This window comes from Cellulosimicrobium sp. CpK407, from assembly GCF_051844275.1.
GTDB lineage: Bacteria > Actinomycetota > Actinomycetes > Actinomycetales > Cellulomonadaceae > Cellulosimicrobium > Cellulosimicrobium cellulans_G.
Genome location: NZ_JBGNYC010000006.1, coordinates 90,897 through 106,061 on the forward strand (window position 1 = coordinate 90,897; position 15,165 = coordinate 106,061).

The following is a 15,165-nucleotide window of genomic DNA, read 5'->3' on the forward strand; positions in this document are numbered from 1 at the left end:
CGCGCGTGGGTCTCGCACACCCTCATGGAGGTCAGCATGAGCCCCGCACCACCGCCCGCCGACGGCGCGACCGTCGCGTCGCCCGCCCCGACCCCTGCACCGTCGGCGGGCGCGTCGCCCGTCGTCGAGGTCCGCAACCTGCGCAAGACCTACCCCGGGCCGGGGGGTCGCGGGGACGCAGCCGCCCGCACGGTCGCCGTCGAGGACGTGAGCCTCACCGTCCGGGCGGGCGAGATCTTCGGCATCCTCGGCCCCAACGGCGCCGGGAAGACGACGACCGTCGAGTGCCTCGCCGGTCTGCGCGAGGCCGACGCCGGGACGGTCCGCGTGCTCGGCGTCGACCCGCAGACGGACCCGGCCGCCGTGCGCGACGCGGTCGGGGTCCAGCTCCAGGAGGCGGCGCTCCACGAGAAGATCACGGTCGAGGAGGCGATGCGCCTCTTCGCGTCCTTCTACGCGTCGCCCTCGGACGTGGAGGAGCTGCTCGACCTCCTCGACCTCGCCGCGCACCGGCGCGTCGCGTTCGGCAAGCTCTCGGGCGGGCAGAAGCAGCGTCTCTCGATCGCGCTCGCGCTCGTCGGCAACCCGCGCGTCGCGATCCTCGACGAGCTGACCACGGGCCTCGACCCGGCCGCGCGCCGCGCCACGTGGGAGCTCGTGGAACGCGTGCGGGACCGGGGCGTGACGATCCTGCTCGTCACGCACTTCATGGAGGAGGCGGAGCGCCTGTGCGACCGGCTCGTCATCATCGACGGCGGTCGCGTGGTCGCGCAGGGCACGCCCGCGGAGCTCATCGACTCCGTCGACACGTCGCGCACGGTCCGGCTGCGCGTACCGCCTGCCGACCACGACCTGGCGCTCCACACGCTCGCCGGCCTCGCCGACGTCGAGCGCGTCGAGGTCGACGCGCGCGAGATCGTGGTGACCGGGTCGCGCCGGGTGCTGCTCGCCGTCGTGCTCGCGCTCGCCGAGCAGGAGGTCGTGCCCGACGACGTCCGGACCGTCTCCCGGACGCTCGAGGACGTCTTCGTCGCCGTGACCGGCCGGACCTACGACCACGCCGCGGACACCGCGGCCCTGCACGAGGGAGCCGCACGATGACCGCCGCGACGACGACCCTGCCCCACGCCCCCGCCGCCCGCTCGGGCTGGCGAGGGTTCAGGACGCTCCTGCTGACCGAGGCCCGACTGTTCCTGCGCGACGGCGCGGCCGTGTTCTTCGCGCTCGCGTTCCCCACGGTCCTGCTCGTCGGCGTCGGGCTCGCCATCCCGGGCATGCGGGAGCCGATCACGGGGGCGGGCGCGCCCTGGGACGGACTGACGGCGATCGCGACCTACCTGCCGGTCGTCCTCGCCGCCGCGGTGGCGACGCCCGCGCTGACGACGATGCCCGTGACCTTCGCGACCGCCCGCGAGAAGGGGCTGCTCCGCCGGCTGTCGACGACCCCCATGCGCCCGCAGGGCGTGGTCGTCGCCCACCTCCTCATCAACCTCGGCGCGATCGCCGTGTCGTCCGTGCTCGCGCTCGTCGTCGGCCAGGTCGTGTTCGGCCTCGCCGCGCCCGTCAGCCCGCTCACGGTCGTGCTGGCCTTCGTGCTCACCGTCCTGTCCATGCTCTCGCTCGGCATGGTCGTCGCGGCGGTCGCCGCCAAGGGGAGCACCGCGTCGGCGATCGGGAACCTCGTCTACTTCCCGATGCTCTTCCTGTCGGGCATGTGGACGCCGGGGCCGATCATGCCCGAGGTCGTGCGGGACATCGGGCAGTTCTCCCCGCTCGGGGCCGCCGCCCAGGCCATGTCGGCGGGATGGTTCGAGACGGAGGTCCCCACGCTCCAGCTCGTCGTGATGGTCGCGTGGACCGCCGTGCTCCTCCCGCTCGCGGTGAAGCTCTTCCGCTGGAGCTGAGCCTCAGATCGCCCGCGAGCCCAGCTCGCGGGCGGTCTCGGCGAAGGCGCGGACCTCGGTGGTCTCCCGGTCGCGCAGCCAGACGAGCACCCACTCGGTGTCGGGGACGTCGACGATCGGCACGTACACGACCCCCGGGTGCGTGTAGTACCGCCGGACGTGCGCGTTGAGCGGGGTGACCGCCTCGCCCGAGGCGACCACGGTCAGCACCTCGTGGAACGTGCGCGCGACCGGCCCGCGCAGCACCGGGCGGCCCGACGGCGTCCGGCGGGGCACCATGGCCTCCTCCCAGTACGTGGGGACGCCGGTCCCGAGGTCGAGCACCGCGTGGTCGCCGAGGACCTCGAGGGACACCGCGTCCTCGCCCGCGAGCGGGTGCCCCGCCGCGACGGCGAGGACGCGTCCCTCCGTGAGCACGCGCGGCCCCACGACGACGTCGGGCTCGCGGACCGGGGACCACGTCACCTGCAGGTCCGCCTCGCCTTCGCGCAGCGCCCCGAAGGGGTCCGAGAAGTGGAACTCGCGGCGCTCCACCGAGCACTCCGGGTGCCGCTCCCCGAACGCGTCGACCACCGGCTGCAGCTCGTGGCCGACGATGCCCATCGCGGCGACGCGCAGCACGCCGGCCGGCCGCTCTCCCGTGCGGCTGGCCGCCGCGATCCCGGACTGGATGAGCTCGTAGCCCTGGCGCAGGTCGTCGCGCAGGCGGGCGCCGACCGGAGTGAGCTCGACGCGTCGGCTCGTGCGCTCGAACAAGGTCGTGCCCATGCGGCGCTCCTGGCGGCTGATCGCCTGGCTCACGCGCGCGGGGGAGACGTGGAGCCGCTCGGCGGTGCGCCCGAAGTGGAGCTCGTCGGCGAGCGTAAGGAAGATCTCGATGTCCCTCAGCTCCACGCGGCCACCTCTGCCTCCGTCTCCGTCGCCGTGCACCGTTCACACCGGGTGAACGATCCACCCAGCATGCGTCATTGATGACGAATCGGTGGAATCCGAGGCTGGAACCATGAGACGACTCACCTACTTCGTCGCCCTGTCCATCGACGGCTTCCTCTCGGGCCCGGACGACGAGGTCGACTTCTATCCCTCCTCCGACGCGTACAGCGCGCGCATGATCGACACGTTCCCCGACGTCCTGCCCACGCACGGGCGCCGCCAGCTCGGGGTCGACGACGCCCCTCACCGCACGTTCGACACGATCGTCATGGGCAGGCGGACGTACGAGCCCGCGCTCCGGCTGGGGATCACGAGCCCGTACGCGCACCTGCGCCAGTACGTCGTCTCGACGTCGCAGCCCGAGCTCGACCCGGCGGTGACGATCGTGCGCGACGACCCGGTCGGGCTCGTGCGAGCGCTCAAGGCCGAGGACTCCCCGTTCGACATCTACCTCGCGGGCGGCGGCGTCCTCGCGGGCGCGCTCCGCGGCGAGATCGACCGGCTCGTCGTCAAGCTCTACCCCGTCGTGGCCGGTGCCGGTCGGAGCGCGTTCGGTGGTACCGCGTTCCGGCCCACGACCTACGACCTGACCGACGTCGCCACGTTCGACGGCGGCAACGCCGTCCTCACGTACGACCGTGCCTGAGCGCGCCCCCGCACGCGTGCTCCGGCACCGCGCGTCGATCCTCACGGCCCGCGCCGTCGTGACCGTCCGCCTGCTGCGGCCGCGCTGCCGCCGTCGTGCGCGCCGTCGGGCCGGGGGCGGGGACGCCGCGGTCCTCGACGGCGCCCTCGACGATCCCGACCGCGCCCCGGTCCGGCACGGCCCGGTCCGACCGCGACCCGCGTGCCCACCCCGGGCGAGGCTGCGAGGACGCACCTAGCGTGGCCGGCATGAGGCCGTTCCTGCTGCTCGCGTCGCGCGCGGAGGACCCCGCCGCCGACGGGGAGCACGCGGCGGTGCTCCGGTACTCCGGGCTGGACGCCGGTGCGCTGCACCGCGTGCGCATGGAGGCCGGGCCGCTGCCGGCGATCGACCTCGACGACTACTCGGGGGTGATCGTCGGCGGCAGCCCGTTCGACTCGTCCCTGCCCGAGAAGGACAAGTCGCCGACCCAGCGCCGCGTCGAGCGCGACCTCGCGCCGCTCCTGGACGAGATCGTCGAGCGCGACGTCCCGTTCCTCGGCGCGTGCTACGGCGTCGGGACGCTCGGGCTGCACGAGGGCGCCGTCCTCGACGACACGTTCGCCGAGCCCATCTCGCCCGTGACGATCCGGCTCACGCCGGAGGGCCGGGCCGACCCGCTCCTCGCCGACCTGCCCGACGTGTTCGAGGCGTACGTCGGGCACAAGGAGGCCGTGACCCGGCTGCCGTCGCACGCGGTGCTGCTCGCGACGTCGGACGCCTGCCCGGTCCAGATGTTCCGGGTCAAGGAGAACCTCTACGCGACGCAGTTCCACCCCGAGCTCGACCTGGACGGCATCCTCACGCGCATCGGCGTCTACCGGGACTACGGGTACTTCGCGCCCGAGGCGGCGGGCGACGTCGAGGCGACCGTCCGCCGCGGCGACGTCTGGGCGCCGCACCGCATCCTCGCCGCGTTCGTCCGCCGCTATGCGCGCGACTGACGAGCACGCGGTCAGCGGGAAGCGGGCGCCGACTGCAGCTCGGGAGCGGCGGCCTCAGCGTCCGCGGGCGGCTCGGCGGCCTCGAGGGCGACGGCGCGGCGGTGCGCCCGGACCGACCACGCGACGGCTGCGGCCCACACGACGGCGACGACGCCGAGCACGACGCCCTGGACCGCACCGCTCGCGTCGACCCAGTCCGAGCGCAGCAGCGTGCGGACGTTGGTGAGGACGATGACGCCGCCCACCGCCGAGCCCAGGATCCGGGGCGGCAGCAGCCGCACCAGCCAGGCCGCGATCGGCGCCGCGACCAGGCCGCCGAGCAGCAGCGCGCCGACCCACAGCAGGTCGATCCCCTGCCTGCCGAGCGAGAACAGGAAGCCGAGGGACGCGGCGACCGCGACGAGGAACTCGCTCGTGTCGATCGAACCGATGACCTTGCGCGGCTCGATCCGGCCCGACGCGAGCAGCGCCGGCGTCCCCACGGGTCCCCAGCCACCGCCGCCCGTCGCGTCGACGAAGCCGGCGACCAGGCCGAGCGGCGCGAGGAACCGCTTGCGCAGCGGGAGGCCCTGCCGGCCCTTCGGCAGCCCCACGAACGTGAACCGCGACAGCACGTACACGCCGAGCGCCAGGAGGAGCAGCGACATGACCGGCGCGGCGAGCTCGGTCGACAGGTTCGACAGGAACGTCGCGCCCGCGAACGCGCCGATCGCGCCCGGGACGCCGATCCGCACGACGACCTTCCAGTCCACGTTCCCGAACCGCCAGTGCGCCGCACCCGACGCGAGGGTCGTCCCGATCTCCGCGAGGTGGATCGTCGCCGACGCCGCTGCGGGGTTCGTCCCGATCGCGAGCAGGAGCGTCGTCGACGTCACGCCGTACGCCATGCCGAGGCTGCCGTCGACGAGCTGCGCACCGAGGCCCACGAGGGCCAGCAGGATGAGGGTCCGCACCGCGTCCTCCGTGCTCGGGGTGGGCCGGGGCAGCCCCGACGTGTCCCGACAAGGTTGACCGAACGAGTCCAGTATGTGAAGCGCTGACCACATCGTGGGCCAGTGTTAACGGGCGCGTCTCGATCTACCGCCCCACAGCCGATGTCGCCACGCGTCACCACGCGCCGCGTGGTGACGAGAAGCGAGAAATGGCCCCGAGAACGAGGCCCGGAGCGGCCACTTCTCGCATCTCGGCCGGGCCCCACCCAGCACCGGGCGGCACGACGGCGCACGGTCCGACCCCACCGCGGACCCGACCCAGCGGAGCGCCCGACCGCGGGCTCAGCGGGTCAGGGGTTCTCCCAGGCGTCGGCGCGGGCGGCGAGGGCGTGGACGTCGTCGGGGAGGTCACGGCGGACGACGTCGTCGATCGTCACGTGGTCGAGCACGTCGCGGACGCTCGCGCGGAGGGCGACCCAGACCTCGAGGAGAGCGGCCGCGGAGCCCTCGTACTCGAGGCTCGGGGGGCGCTCGTCGCGCACGGTGACGAGCGGTCCGTCGACGGCGCGGAAGACGTCGGCGAGGGTCACCTCGGACGCGGGGCGCGCGAGGCGGTGGCCGCCGGAGCGGCCGCGGACGCTCGCGACGATGCCGGCGCGGCGCAGGTCGCCGAGGATCCGTTCGAGGAAGGAGACCGGCAGGCCCTGGCCGGCCGCGAGGTCCTCCGCCCGCACGGGGTCGCCGTGGGGGGACGCCGCGAGCTCGGCGCACGCCCGCACCGCATAGTCAGCCTTCGCCGAGACACGCATGGGGCCATTGTGCCGTGCGCACGGTCGCGGACCGCCGTGCGGGGCGCCTCCGGGCGCGATCTCACCCGCGTGGGCCCTGCTCACCGGTTCGGGTTCCCCCTACGCTGTGACCCGTGGACGTGCGCGAACGCAACAACGTGCGGGTCATGGGACCGCGGGATGGCCCGACGATGGTCTTCGCGCACGGCTTCGGTTGCGACCAGTCGATGTGGCGCTTCGTCGCGCCCGTCTTCGCGGCGGACCACCGGGTGGTGCTGTTCGACCACTCGGGTTGTGGCGCGTCCCACCCGGCCGCGTACGACCCCGCGCGGCACGCGGAGCTGGGGGGCTACGTCGCGGACATGATCGAGGTCGTGGAGGACGTCGCGGACGAGCCGGTGATCCTCGTGGGTCATTCGGTGAGCGCGGTGATCGCGCTCCTCGCGGCGGCGGACCGGCCCGACCTCGTCGACCGCCTGGTGCTCGTCGGGCCGAGCCCCCGGTACGTCGACGACGAGGGGTACCGCGGCGGGTTCTCGGCGGAGGAGATCGACGAGCTGCTCGAGACGATGGACGCGAACTACCTGGGCTGGACGCAGGCGATGGCGCCGGTGATCGTCGGGAATCCCGACCGCCCGGCGCTGGGGGACGAGCTCGCGGAGGTCTTCCGGCGCAACGACCCGGCGATCGCCCGGCAGTTCGCGCGCGTGACGTTCCTCGGAGACAACAGGGCGGACCTGGCGCGCGTGCGGACCCCGGCCCTCGTCGTGCAGAGCCGGGAGGACGTCATCGCCCCGCAGACGGTGGGGCGGTACGTGCACGAGCACCTGGCGGGGAGCGAGCTGGTCGTCATCGACTCGGTCGGGCACTGCCCGAACCTGTCGCACCCGGCGCTCCTCGTCGAGGCGATGCGCCACTGGCTCGGGGACTCCTGATGGTGATGTCGCGCGGCGAGCGCTGGGTGCTCGCGCCCGTCGCGCTCCTGCTCCTCGACGCGGAGGGGCGGGTGCTCGACGGGAACGACGAGTTCCTGCGCCTGCTGGACGTGCCCGACGTGGAGGCGGTCGCCGGGCGCCGGCTCGCGGACCTGCTGACGGTGGGCGGCCGCATCTACTGGGAGACCCACCTCGGTCCGCGCCTGCACATCGAGGGGCGGGTCGACGAGGTCGCGGTGGAGCTGCGGACGCCGCGCGGGCGCGAGCCGGTGCTCCTCACGGCGATCGGGCGCGAGGTCCGCGGCGAGCGGCTCGTCGAGGTCGCGATGCTGGGGGCGCGCGAGCGGTCCCGGTTCGAGCACGAGCTGGTGGGTGCCCGACGCGCCGCGGAGGAGGCGGAGCGGCGCGTGCGGCTGCTGCACGGGATCGCCGCCGACCTGGCGAGCGTCGCCGGTCTCGACGGCGTCGCGTGGGTCCTGCTCCGGGCCGCCGTGACGATGCTCGGGGCGGGCGACGCCGCCCTGTGGACGCCGCAGGAGGGCGGCCCGCTGCGCCGCTGGGGCGGGGCGGCGGGCGTGACCGCCCCGACGATCGAGGAGCTGGCCGAGGCGGGCGTGCGCGCGGACGGGACCGTCGTCGTCCCGCTGCGCACGGCGGGGGCGCTGCTCGGCGTCCTCGCGCTGGAGCCGCGCCGGGCGGCGGGCTCGGAACCGGTCGACCTCGGCACGGCCGCCGCGGCCGGGCAGCTCGCGGCGCTCGCGCTGGCACGGGCCACGACCCACGAGCAGAGCGTGTCGGTCGCGAGCGAGCTGCAGGGCGCGATGCTGTCGGACGGGATCGTCGCCGACCCGCACGTGGAGATCGCGGCCTGCTACCGCCCCGGTGTGCACGACCTGCAGGTCGGCGGCGACTGGTACGACACGTTCCGCGTGGCCCCGGACGTCGTCGCGCTCTCGGTCGGGGACGTGGTGGGGCGCGGGCTCAAGGCCGCGACCGCGATGGGGCAGCTGCGGACGGCGGTCCGCGCGGCGTCGGACACCGGGCTGCCGCCGGAGGAGGTGGTCGAGCGGCTCGACCGCTTCGTGGACCGGACCGGGACGGGGTTCATGGCGAGCCTCGTGTACGGGGAGCTCGAGCTGGTGGAGGGGGTGCTGCGCTACGCGTGCGCCGGGCACCTGCCGCCGCTGCTCGTGCGCGCGGACGGGTCCGCGGGCTACCTGTGGGAGGCGCGGTCCACCCCGTTGGGCGTCCGGGGCACGACGCCGCGCGTCGCCGACACGGTCGCGCTCGCCCCGGGCGACCTGCTGCTCCTCTTCACCGACGGCGTCGTCGAGCGCCGCGACCGGCCGCTCGCGCTCGCGCTCGACGAGCTCGCGGAGATCGTCACGAACGCGCTCGGGGCCGGGCTGAGCGGGACGGAGCTGCTGGAGGCGGTCGTCGCGCGCGCTCCCGAGGACGACGACGCGTGCCTGCTCGCGGTGCGCTGGCTCGGCCCGGAGGCGTCGGACGAGCCCGCGACGGAGCCGTCGCGCGTCGCGTCAGCGGACGAAGAAGGGGCCGGCTGAGGGGTCCGCGAGCCGCCCGAGCGCATGGCCGAGGCGCTCGACCGTGGAGCGGGCGAGGTCGTCGGGCAGGTCGTCCGGGGCGAACCACGCGACCGCGAGCGACTCGTCGTCCGCGACGTGCGCCGCCGCGGCGGCGGCCGGGGACACGGGCCGGCACAGGAACGCGAGGTCGAGGTACTGCGAGCGGTCGCCGTTGGGGTACTCGACCGGCTCGGTGACGGTCACCGCGACGAGCGCGTCCACGACGACCTCGACGCCCGTCTCCTCGCGCACCTCGCGCGCGAGCCCCACCGCGGGGTCCTCGCCGGGCTCGAGGATCCCGCTGATGACGGCCCACTGCCCGGTGTCGGCGCGCTGTCCGAGCAGCAGGCGGCCGTCGTCGTCCACCACGACGGCCGACACCCCCGGCATCCACAGGAGGTCGGTCCCGACGCGGGACCGCAGGGCGGCGACGAACTCGGGGATCGGCATGCCCCGAGCCTAGGCGGGCGCGCCGGTCCGGGCCGACCGGCTCGTGAGACGCGCCGACCGGACCGCAGAGGCCCTGTGCTACGGTCGCTCCGTGACTTCTCAGTGGTATTGGCGCTTTACGCAGGCTCCCGGTGGGGCCGTGCGGGCGTTCGCCTGACCACAGATCACCACCCGGAGCCAGCACAGGGCCTTGGACGCGGACCGCGTCCGGGCCCTTCGTCGTGAGACGGGCCGCTCCGGGACCACGGGCGGCAGCAGGCCGGTGAAGCGCCGCTGGGCACCGCTGAGCACTCCGATCTCACGGCGGCCCCCGACCACCGCCGCACAGACCAGGAGCCTCCCGTGACCAGCACGACCACCCAGCCCGAGACCGCGTCGTCCAGCCCGACGTCCACCGCGTCGACCGACCGCGTGACGAGTACCGTCGACCCCGTGGACAGCCCCGAGCTCCAGGCCCGCACGAGCGACCTGCGGGTCCGCGCGCTCGACGCGCTCCCCGCACCGCGCACGATGCTCGCCGACCTGCCGCTCGGCGCGACGCGCAGCGACCTCGTGACGACGTCGCGCCGCGAGGTCCGCGACGTCCTCGCGGGCGACGACGACCGCCTCCTCGTCATCGTCGGCCCGTGCTCGGTGCACGACCCCGAGGCCGCGCTGGAGTACGCGGGCCGCCTGGCCGCCGTCGCGCACGAGCTCGCGGACGACCTCATGGTCGTCATGCGCGTCTACTTCGAGAAGCCGCGCACGACCGTGGGCTGGAAGGGCCTCATCAACGACCCGCACCTCGACGGCTCGCACGACGTGCACCACGGCCTGCGCCTCGCGCGCGAGGTGCTGCTCGGCGTGCTCGACGCCGGCGTCCCGGCCGCGTGCGAGTTCCTCGAGCCGACGAGCCCGCAGTACATCGCCGACGCCGTGTCGTGGGGTGCGATCGGCGCGCGCAACGCGGAGTCGCAGGTGCACCGCCAGCTCGCCTCCGGCCTGTCCATGCCCGTCGGGTTCAAGAACGCGACCGACGGCGACGTGCAGATCGCGGTCGACGGCTGCATCACCGCGGCGAGCGAGCACACGTTCTTCGGCATGGACTCGCTCGGCCGGGCCGCCGCCGTGGAGACCGCGGGCAACCCCGACTGCCACGTCATCCTGCGCGGCGGGCGCTCGGGCCCCAACTACGGGGCCGACGACGTCGCGGCGGCGCTCGCGGTCGCGCGCGCCTCGGGCCGTGGCGGGGTCACGGAGCACGGGCTCGTCATCGACGCGTCGCACGGCAACTCCGGCAAGAGCCACGTGCGCCAGGCGGAGGTCGTGCGCGAGGTCTCCGCGCGGCTGGCCGAGGGCGAGCAGGGGATCACGGGCCTCATGATGGAGAGCTTCCTCGTGGCGGGCGCGCAGAAGCCCGCGCCGAGCGGCCTCGTCTACGGGCAGTCCGTCACCGACGCGTGCATCGACTGGGACACCACGGCCGACCTCCTGCGCGAGCTCGCCGCCGCGGTGCGCACCCGCCGCGCGCTCTGACGCTCTCCCGGCGTCGTCCCATCCGCGGAGGCGTCGGCACCGAACCATGAACGTCCCGGACGGTCCGGGAGGGTGCGGTGGGAGGCCCGGTGCCGAGAATCGTGGCCGACGTGCCGCAGCGGGTGGGTGGGGCGTCCGTGCCGCACACTGGCCGGGTGCCACCTCCCCTGACGACGAACCCCGCGGTCGACGCCGCGCTGGTGGCGTGCGCCGCCGGCGACCCGGCCGCGTTCGCGCCCGTCTACGACGCGCTCGCGCCGGTCGCCTACGGCACGTGCCTGGGCGTCCTGCGGGACCCGGACCACGCGGCGGAGGTCGTGCAGGAGGTGATGGTCGAGGTGTGGCAGACGGCGGAACGGTACGACGCGACACGCGGGTCCGCGCGCACGTGGGTCGTGACGCTCGCGCGGCGGCGCGCGGTGGACCGGGTGCGTGCCGAGCAGGCGCGCCGCGACCGCGACCAGCGCGACGTGGACGCGTCGACGGCCACGGTGCCGCGTGACGTCGTCGTCGAGGACGTCGAGCAACGGTTGGAGGGCGCGGCCGTGCGGCAGTGCCTGGACTCGCTCACGGCGACGCAGCGGGAGGCCGTCGTGCAGGCGTACTACGGCGGGCTCACCTACCGGGAGGTCGCCGAGCGGCTCGACGCGGCCCTCCCGACCGTGAAGTCCCGGATCCGGGACGGGCTCCTGCGCCTGCGCGACTGCCTGGGGGTGCGCCGTGGCTGACGAGACCTCGCCGCGGGGGGCCGGGCCGGACGACCTGCGGGACGTCCGCGACCTGCTGCCTGCCTACGCGCTCGACGCGGTCGACGACGTCGAGCGGCGCGCCGTCGAGCGCCTGCTCGCGGCCGACCCCGACGCGCGTCGCGCGCTCGACGAGTACCGCGACGTCGTCGCGGCGTTCGCGGTCGAGACCGCCCCGCCGCCCGCGCTGCGCGACGCCGTCCTGGCCCGGGTGGCCGCGTCCGCGGCCACCGTCCCGTCCGCCGGGGAGAGCACGGGGGGCGTCGTCGTCGACCTCGCGGCCGCGCGCCGCGCGCGCCGACGGCGCTGGACCGGGCTCGCGGCGGCGGTGGCCGCGGTCGTCGCGGTGGCCGTCCCGACGACGGTCGCGGTCCGCGCGACGCAGGAGCAGTCGCGCCTGCAGGAGCAGGCCGACGCGATCGCGCGGATGCTCGCCGACCCCGACGCGACGATCCTGCACGGTGAGGTCGCGGGCGGCGGGCAGGCGTCGGTCCTCGCCGCGGGCGACGACATGTACTTCCGCGCGTCCGACCTGCCCGACGCCGGCGACGACCGGGACTACCAGCTCTGGGTGGTCGAGCCCGACGGCGCCGTCGTCTCGGCGGGCGTCCTCGACGTCCAGGACGGCAGCACGTCGCGGCTCGTCCAGGACGAGCCGGGTGTCGGCATGGCCGTGACGGTCGAGCCGGCGGGCGGCTCGGAGCAGCCCACGACGGACCCGGTGGTCGCGCTCGTCGGCTGAGCGCCGCGGTCCGGAGGGGTCGGGACGCGCGCGAGAGAACTCGTGCCGATCCCGACCCATCCACCCGGGGCGGCGCTCCGAACCCTCGGCATGACGCCCCGCACCGGCGGGGCGACGACCCGAGGAGAGACCGATGAACGTTCGCACCCGCACGTCGTACGCCGTCGCCGGCATCGCCACGCTCGCCATGCTCGGCCTGTCCGCGTGCAGCTCGGACACGGACACGGGGTCCGACTCGACGACGACCGACTCCCCGTCCGAGGACACCATGACGGACGACTCGACGTCCGACGGCATGACCGACGACTCGACCGAGGGCTCGGACGACATGGCGGCCGACCCTGCCGCGAACCTCGTGGGCCCCGGCTGCGCGGCCTACGCGGAGCAGGTGCCCGACGGCGCCGGGTCGATCACCGGGATGTCGACGGACCCCGTCGCCGTGGCGGCGTCGAACAACCCGCTGCTCACGACGCTCACCGCGGCCGTCACGGGCGAGCTCAACCCGGACGTGAACCTCGTCGACACGCTCAACGGCGGCGAGTTCACCGTGTTCGCCCCCGTCGACGACGCGTTCGCGACGATCGACGCCGCGACGCTCGACTCGCTGAAGACGGACTCCGACACGCTGACGAAGATCCTCACGTACCACGTGGTGCCCGGCCAGCTCACGCCCGACCAGGTCGTCGGCGAGCACGAGACCGTCGAGGGCGGCACGGTCGAGGTGACCGGCTCGGGCGACGAGCTCATGGTCAACGACGCGGCCGTCGTGTGCGGTGGCGTGATGACGCAGAACGCGACCGTGTACCTCGTCGACTCGGTGCTCATGCCGACCATGTGACCCTCCCGGCGCGTCCAGAAGCGGGCGTGCGGTGGACCCGCGCGAGCGGGTCCCGACGGCCCCGACCGGACGGTCGGGGCCGTCGTCGTGCGCCCGGCGACGTGCTCTCGGCGCGTGGCGGACCCATCCGCGAGGGCCGCCGGTCCGAACCCCGGGCATGGAGACGCTCATCGTCATCGGCCTGCTCGGGGGACTCATCACGGGGATCTCGCCGTGCATCCTGCCCATGCTGCCCGTCATCTTCTTCGCAGGCGGCGTGCAGGGCGCGCGCACGGGGGAGGCGCCGTCGGGCACCGCGGAGACCGGGACGGGCGGCGTCTTCCCGGGGCTGTTCGCGGGCGTCCCCGACGTGGTCCGCGTCGGCGGTCGCCCGGCCGCGGGGCTGCGCGGCCGGGGTGGCCGGGGTGGCCCGGGCGGCGCGCAGGAGACCGGGGCGCGCGAGGTCGCGGCGCGGCCGACGCGCGGCGGGGCGCTCGCCCTCGACCTGTCGACGGGGGACGCGGAGCCCGCCACCCCGGCCGACGAGGGGCCCGGTCGCCGCGCGACGCGGCGGGCCGCGCGCCGCTCGTGGCGCCCCTACCTCGTCATCGCGGGCCTGGTCCTCAGCTTCAGCGTCTTCACGCTCCTCGGCTCCCTGCTGCTGACCGCGCTCGGGCTCCCGCAGGACCTGCTGCGCTGGGCGGGCATCGTGCTCCTCGTCGCGATCGGCGTCGGGATGATCGTGCCGCGCGTCGAGGAGGTCCTGGAGCGGCCGTTCCGGCGGGTCGCGGCGCTCGGGGCACGACGCGGCGCCGCGCGCCAGGACCGCGGGGCGTTCGTGCTCGGCCTCGGCCTCGGCGTGCTGTACGTGCCGTGCGCCGGGCCCGTCCTCGCGGCGATCACCGTGGCGGGGGCGACGGGGAACATCGGCCCGGGCACCGTCGCGCTGACGGTGTCGTTCGCGGTCGGGGCGGCGGTCCCGCTCCTGGTCTTCGCGCTCGCGGGACGCCGCGTCGCGGAGCGGGTCCGCGGGTTCCAGCGGCACACGCGCGGCATCCGCGTCACGGGCGGCGTCGTGATGATCGCGCTCGCAGGCGCGCTCGCGCTGAACCTCCCCGCCGCGCTCCAGCGCGCCCTGCCGGACTACACGGGCGCGCTCCAGCAGCGGGTCGACGAGAACGACGCCGTGCGCGAGGCGCTCGACCTCGGCGGGCTCGTCACCGACGAGAACCGCGAGCTGTCGAACTGCTCGAACGGCGCGCCCGTCCTGGAGGACTGCGGCACCGCGCCGGAGCTGCGCGGCATCGACACGTGGCTCAACACCCCGGGCGGCGACGGGCTGACGCTCGAGGGGCTGCGCGGCAAGGTCGTGCTCGTCGACTTCTGGACCTACTCCTGCATCAACTGCCAGCGCGCGATCCCGCACGTCAACGCCTGGTACGACCGGTACCGCGACGTCGGCGCGGGGTTCGAGGTCGTCGGGGTCCACACGCCCGAGTTCGCGTTCGAGCGCGAGACGCGCAACGTCGTCGCGGGCGCGCAGGACCTCGGCGTTCTCTACCCCGTGGCCCAGGACAACGCGTACGCGACCTGGACGGCCTACCGGAACCGCTACTGGCCCGCGCAGTACCTCGTCGACGCCGACGGGACCGTGCGCCACATCCGCTTCGGGGAGGGCGGGTACGAGGACACCGAGCGCCTGGTGCGCGAGCTCCTCGAGGACGCGAACCCGGGCGTGGAGCTGCCCGAGCCCACCGCCGTCGGCGACACCACGCCGCAGGACGAGACGACGCCCGAGACCTACTTCTCCATCAAGCGCGTCGTCAACTACGCGGGCGAGCCGCGCTACGCCGCGGGGCAGCAGGACTTCACGCTCGCCGACGACCAGCGGCAGGACACGTTCTCGCTCGGCGGCACGTGGGACGTCGACTTCCAGGGCGCGACCGCCGTGTCCGACGACGCGCGCGTGCGCCTCGCGTACCGCTCGACCGACGTGTTCACGGTGCTCGGCGGCGAGGGCACCGTCACGGCGCGCGTCACGACGGACGGGCGGACCACGACCAGCGAGATCGACGTCTCCGGCAGCCCGACGCTCTACCCGGTCCTGGAGGGCGACGGCCCGACGGAAGGGCTCGTCGAGCTCGACGTCCCGCCCGGCGTCCAGGTGTTCACCGCGACGTTCGGGTGA

Annotated in this window: 15 protein-coding genes; 11 read left to right on the forward strand and 4 right to left on the reverse strand. The window is 74.9% G+C overall.

Annotation, left to right across the window (positions count from 1 at the left end; genetic code table 11):
- Nucleotides 1–36 precede the first annotated feature (36 nt).
- Together ABWU78_RS04725 and ABWU78_RS04730 are read left to right on the forward strand one after the other, a co-directional pair.
- Entirely contained in the window at nucleotides 37–1,101 is a 1,065-nt protein-coding gene (locus tag ABWU78_RS04725) for an ABC transporter ATP-binding protein (RefSeq protein WP_439157702.1), read from the forward strand.
- Entirely contained in the window at nucleotides 1,098–1,904 is an 807-nt protein-coding gene (locus tag ABWU78_RS04730) for an ABC transporter permease (protein WP_439157703.1), read from the forward strand. The genes ABWU78_RS04725 and ABWU78_RS04730 overlap by 4 nt, the downstream gene beginning before the upstream one ends.
- A gap of 3 nt (nucleotides 1,905–1,907) precedes the next feature.
- Here the strand turns inward: ABWU78_RS04730 and ABWU78_RS04735 are convergent, their stop codons facing one another.
- On the reverse strand, nucleotides 1,908–2,798 hold the full coding sequence (locus ABWU78_RS04735; protein WP_253053940.1) for a LysR family transcriptional regulator: 891 nt from the start codon (nucleotides 2,796–2,798) through the stop codon (nucleotides 1,908–1,910).
- A gap of 109 nt (nucleotides 2,799–2,907) precedes the next feature.
- Here ABWU78_RS04735 and ABWU78_RS04740 point away from each other — a divergent pair, with 109 nt between their 5' ends.
- A complete protein-coding gene (locus ABWU78_RS04740) occupies nucleotides 2,908–3,483 on the forward strand; it encodes a dihydrofolate reductase family protein (RefSeq protein WP_253053938.1) in 576 nt (191 codons plus the stop codon).
- 248 nt (nucleotides 3,484–3,731) lie between these two features.
- The gene (locus ABWU78_RS04745) at nucleotides 3,732–4,466 is read left to right on the forward strand and encodes a glutamine amidotransferase (RefSeq protein WP_439157704.1); all 735 of its coding nucleotides are present in this window, start codon (nucleotides 3,732–3,734) and stop codon (nucleotides 4,464–4,466) included.
- An 11-nt stretch (nucleotides 4,467–4,477) separates the two neighbouring features.
- Here the strand turns inward: ABWU78_RS04745 and ABWU78_RS04750 are convergent, their stop codons facing one another.
- Nucleotides 4,478–5,419: a sulfite exporter TauE/SafE family protein gene (locus tag ABWU78_RS04750; RefSeq protein WP_439157705.1), complete on the reverse strand. Its 942-nt coding sequence runs from the start codon at nucleotides 5,417–5,419 to the stop codon at nucleotides 4,478–4,480.
- A gap of 329 nt (nucleotides 5,420–5,748) precedes the next feature.
- A complete protein-coding gene (locus tag ABWU78_RS04755; protein WP_439157706.1) occupies nucleotides 5,749–6,207 on the reverse strand; it encodes an RrF2 family transcriptional regulator in 459 nt (152 codons plus the stop codon).
- 113 nt (nucleotides 6,208–6,320) lie between these two features.
- Here ABWU78_RS04755 and ABWU78_RS04760 point away from each other — a divergent pair, with 113 nt between their 5' ends.
- Nucleotides 6,321–7,121: an alpha/beta fold hydrolase gene (locus ABWU78_RS04760; protein WP_308202330.1), complete on the forward strand. Its 801-nt coding sequence runs from the start codon at nucleotides 6,321–6,323 to the stop codon at nucleotides 7,119–7,121.
- Entirely contained in the window at nucleotides 7,121–8,686 is a 1,566-nt protein-coding gene (locus ABWU78_RS04765) for a SpoIIE family protein phosphatase (RefSeq protein ID WP_253053930.1), read from the forward strand. Before ABWU78_RS04760 ends, ABWU78_RS04765 begins: the two co-directional genes overlap by 1 nt.
- Here the strand turns inward: ABWU78_RS04765 and ABWU78_RS04770 are convergent.
- Nucleotides 8,660–9,157, reverse strand: coding sequence for an NUDIX hydrolase (locus ABWU78_RS04770; RefSeq protein ID WP_253053928.1), 498 nt, complete (start codon nucleotides 9,155–9,157; stop codon nucleotides 8,660–8,662). The genes ABWU78_RS04765 and ABWU78_RS04770 overlap by 27 nt on opposite strands.
- A 411-nt stretch (nucleotides 9,158–9,568) precedes the next feature.
- On the opposite strand from ABWU78_RS04770, the gene ABWU78_RS04775 reads away from it, so the two are divergent.
- The 5 genes from ABWU78_RS04775 (at nucleotide 9,569) to ABWU78_RS04795 (ending at nucleotide 15,165) form a co-directional block, all read left to right on the forward strand.
- On the forward strand, nucleotides 9,569–10,672 hold the full coding sequence (locus ABWU78_RS04775; RefSeq protein ID WP_374615249.1) for a 3-deoxy-7-phosphoheptulonate synthase: 1,104 nt from the start codon (nucleotides 9,569–9,571) through the stop codon (nucleotides 10,670–10,672).
- Nucleotides 10,673–10,827: 155 nt separating this feature from the next.
- The gene (gene sigK / locus ABWU78_RS04780; RefSeq protein ID WP_253053926.1) at nucleotides 10,828–11,400 is read left to right on the forward strand and encodes an ECF RNA polymerase sigma factor SigK; all 573 of its coding nucleotides are present in this window, start codon (nucleotides 10,828–10,830) and stop codon (nucleotides 11,398–11,400) included.
- Entirely contained in the window at nucleotides 11,393–12,160 is a 768-nt protein-coding gene (locus tag ABWU78_RS04785; RefSeq protein WP_253053924.1) for an anti-sigma factor, read from the forward strand. Before sigK ends, ABWU78_RS04785 begins: the two co-directional genes overlap by 8 nt.
- A gap of 133 nt (nucleotides 12,161–12,293) precedes the next feature.
- Complete coding sequence (locus ABWU78_RS04790) at nucleotides 12,294–12,998, forward strand: fasciclin domain-containing protein (RefSeq protein WP_253053922.1); 705 nt, start codon at nucleotides 12,294–12,296, stop codon at nucleotides 12,996–12,998.
- A 157-nt stretch (nucleotides 12,999–13,155) separates the two neighbouring features.
- Nucleotides 13,156–15,165 carry a cytochrome c biogenesis protein DipZ gene (locus tag ABWU78_RS04795; protein WP_253053920.1) on the forward strand — a complete coding sequence of 670 codons (2,010 nt, stop codon included), beginning with the start codon at nucleotides 13,156–13,158 and terminating at the stop codon, nucleotides 15,163–15,165.

What these genes read in the sequence shown, in the direction of transcription:
- ABWU78_RS04725 (WP_439157702.1), top strand. Translation starts at nt 37, where the DNA reads ATGAGCCCCGCACCACCGCCCGCCGACGGCGCGACCGTCGCGTCGCCC.
- ABWU78_RS04730 (WP_439157703.1), top strand. Translation starts at nt 1,098, where the DNA reads ATGACCGCCGCGACGACGACCCTGCCCCACGCCCCCGCCGCCCGCTCG.
- ABWU78_RS04740 (WP_253053938.1), top strand. Translation starts at nt 2,908, where the DNA reads ATGAGACGACTCACCTACTTCGTCGCCCTGTCCATCGACGGCTTCCTC.
- ABWU78_RS04745 (WP_439157704.1), top strand. Translation starts at nt 3,732, where the DNA reads ATGAGGCCGTTCCTGCTGCTCGCGTCGCGCGCGGAGGACCCCGCCGCC.
- ABWU78_RS04755 (WP_439157706.1), bottom strand. Translation starts at nt 6,207, where the DNA reads ATGCGTGTCTCGGCGAAGGCTGACTATGCGGTGCGGGCGTGCGCCGAG.
- ABWU78_RS04765 (WP_253053930.1), top strand. Translation starts at nt 7,121, where the DNA reads ATGGTGATGTCGCGCGGCGAGCGCTGGGTGCTCGCGCCCGTCGCGCTC.
- ABWU78_RS04770 (WP_253053928.1), bottom strand. Translation starts at nt 9,157, where the DNA reads ATGCCGATCCCCGAGTTCGTCGCCGCCCTGCGGTCCCGCGTCGGGACC.
- ABWU78_RS04790 (WP_253053922.1), top strand. Translation starts at nt 12,294, where the DNA reads ATGAACGTTCGCACCCGCACGTCGTACGCCGTCGCCGGCATCGCCACG.
- ABWU78_RS04795 (WP_253053920.1), top strand. Translation starts at nt 13,156, where the DNA reads ATGGAGACGCTCATCGTCATCGGCCTGCTCGGGGGACTCATCACGGGG.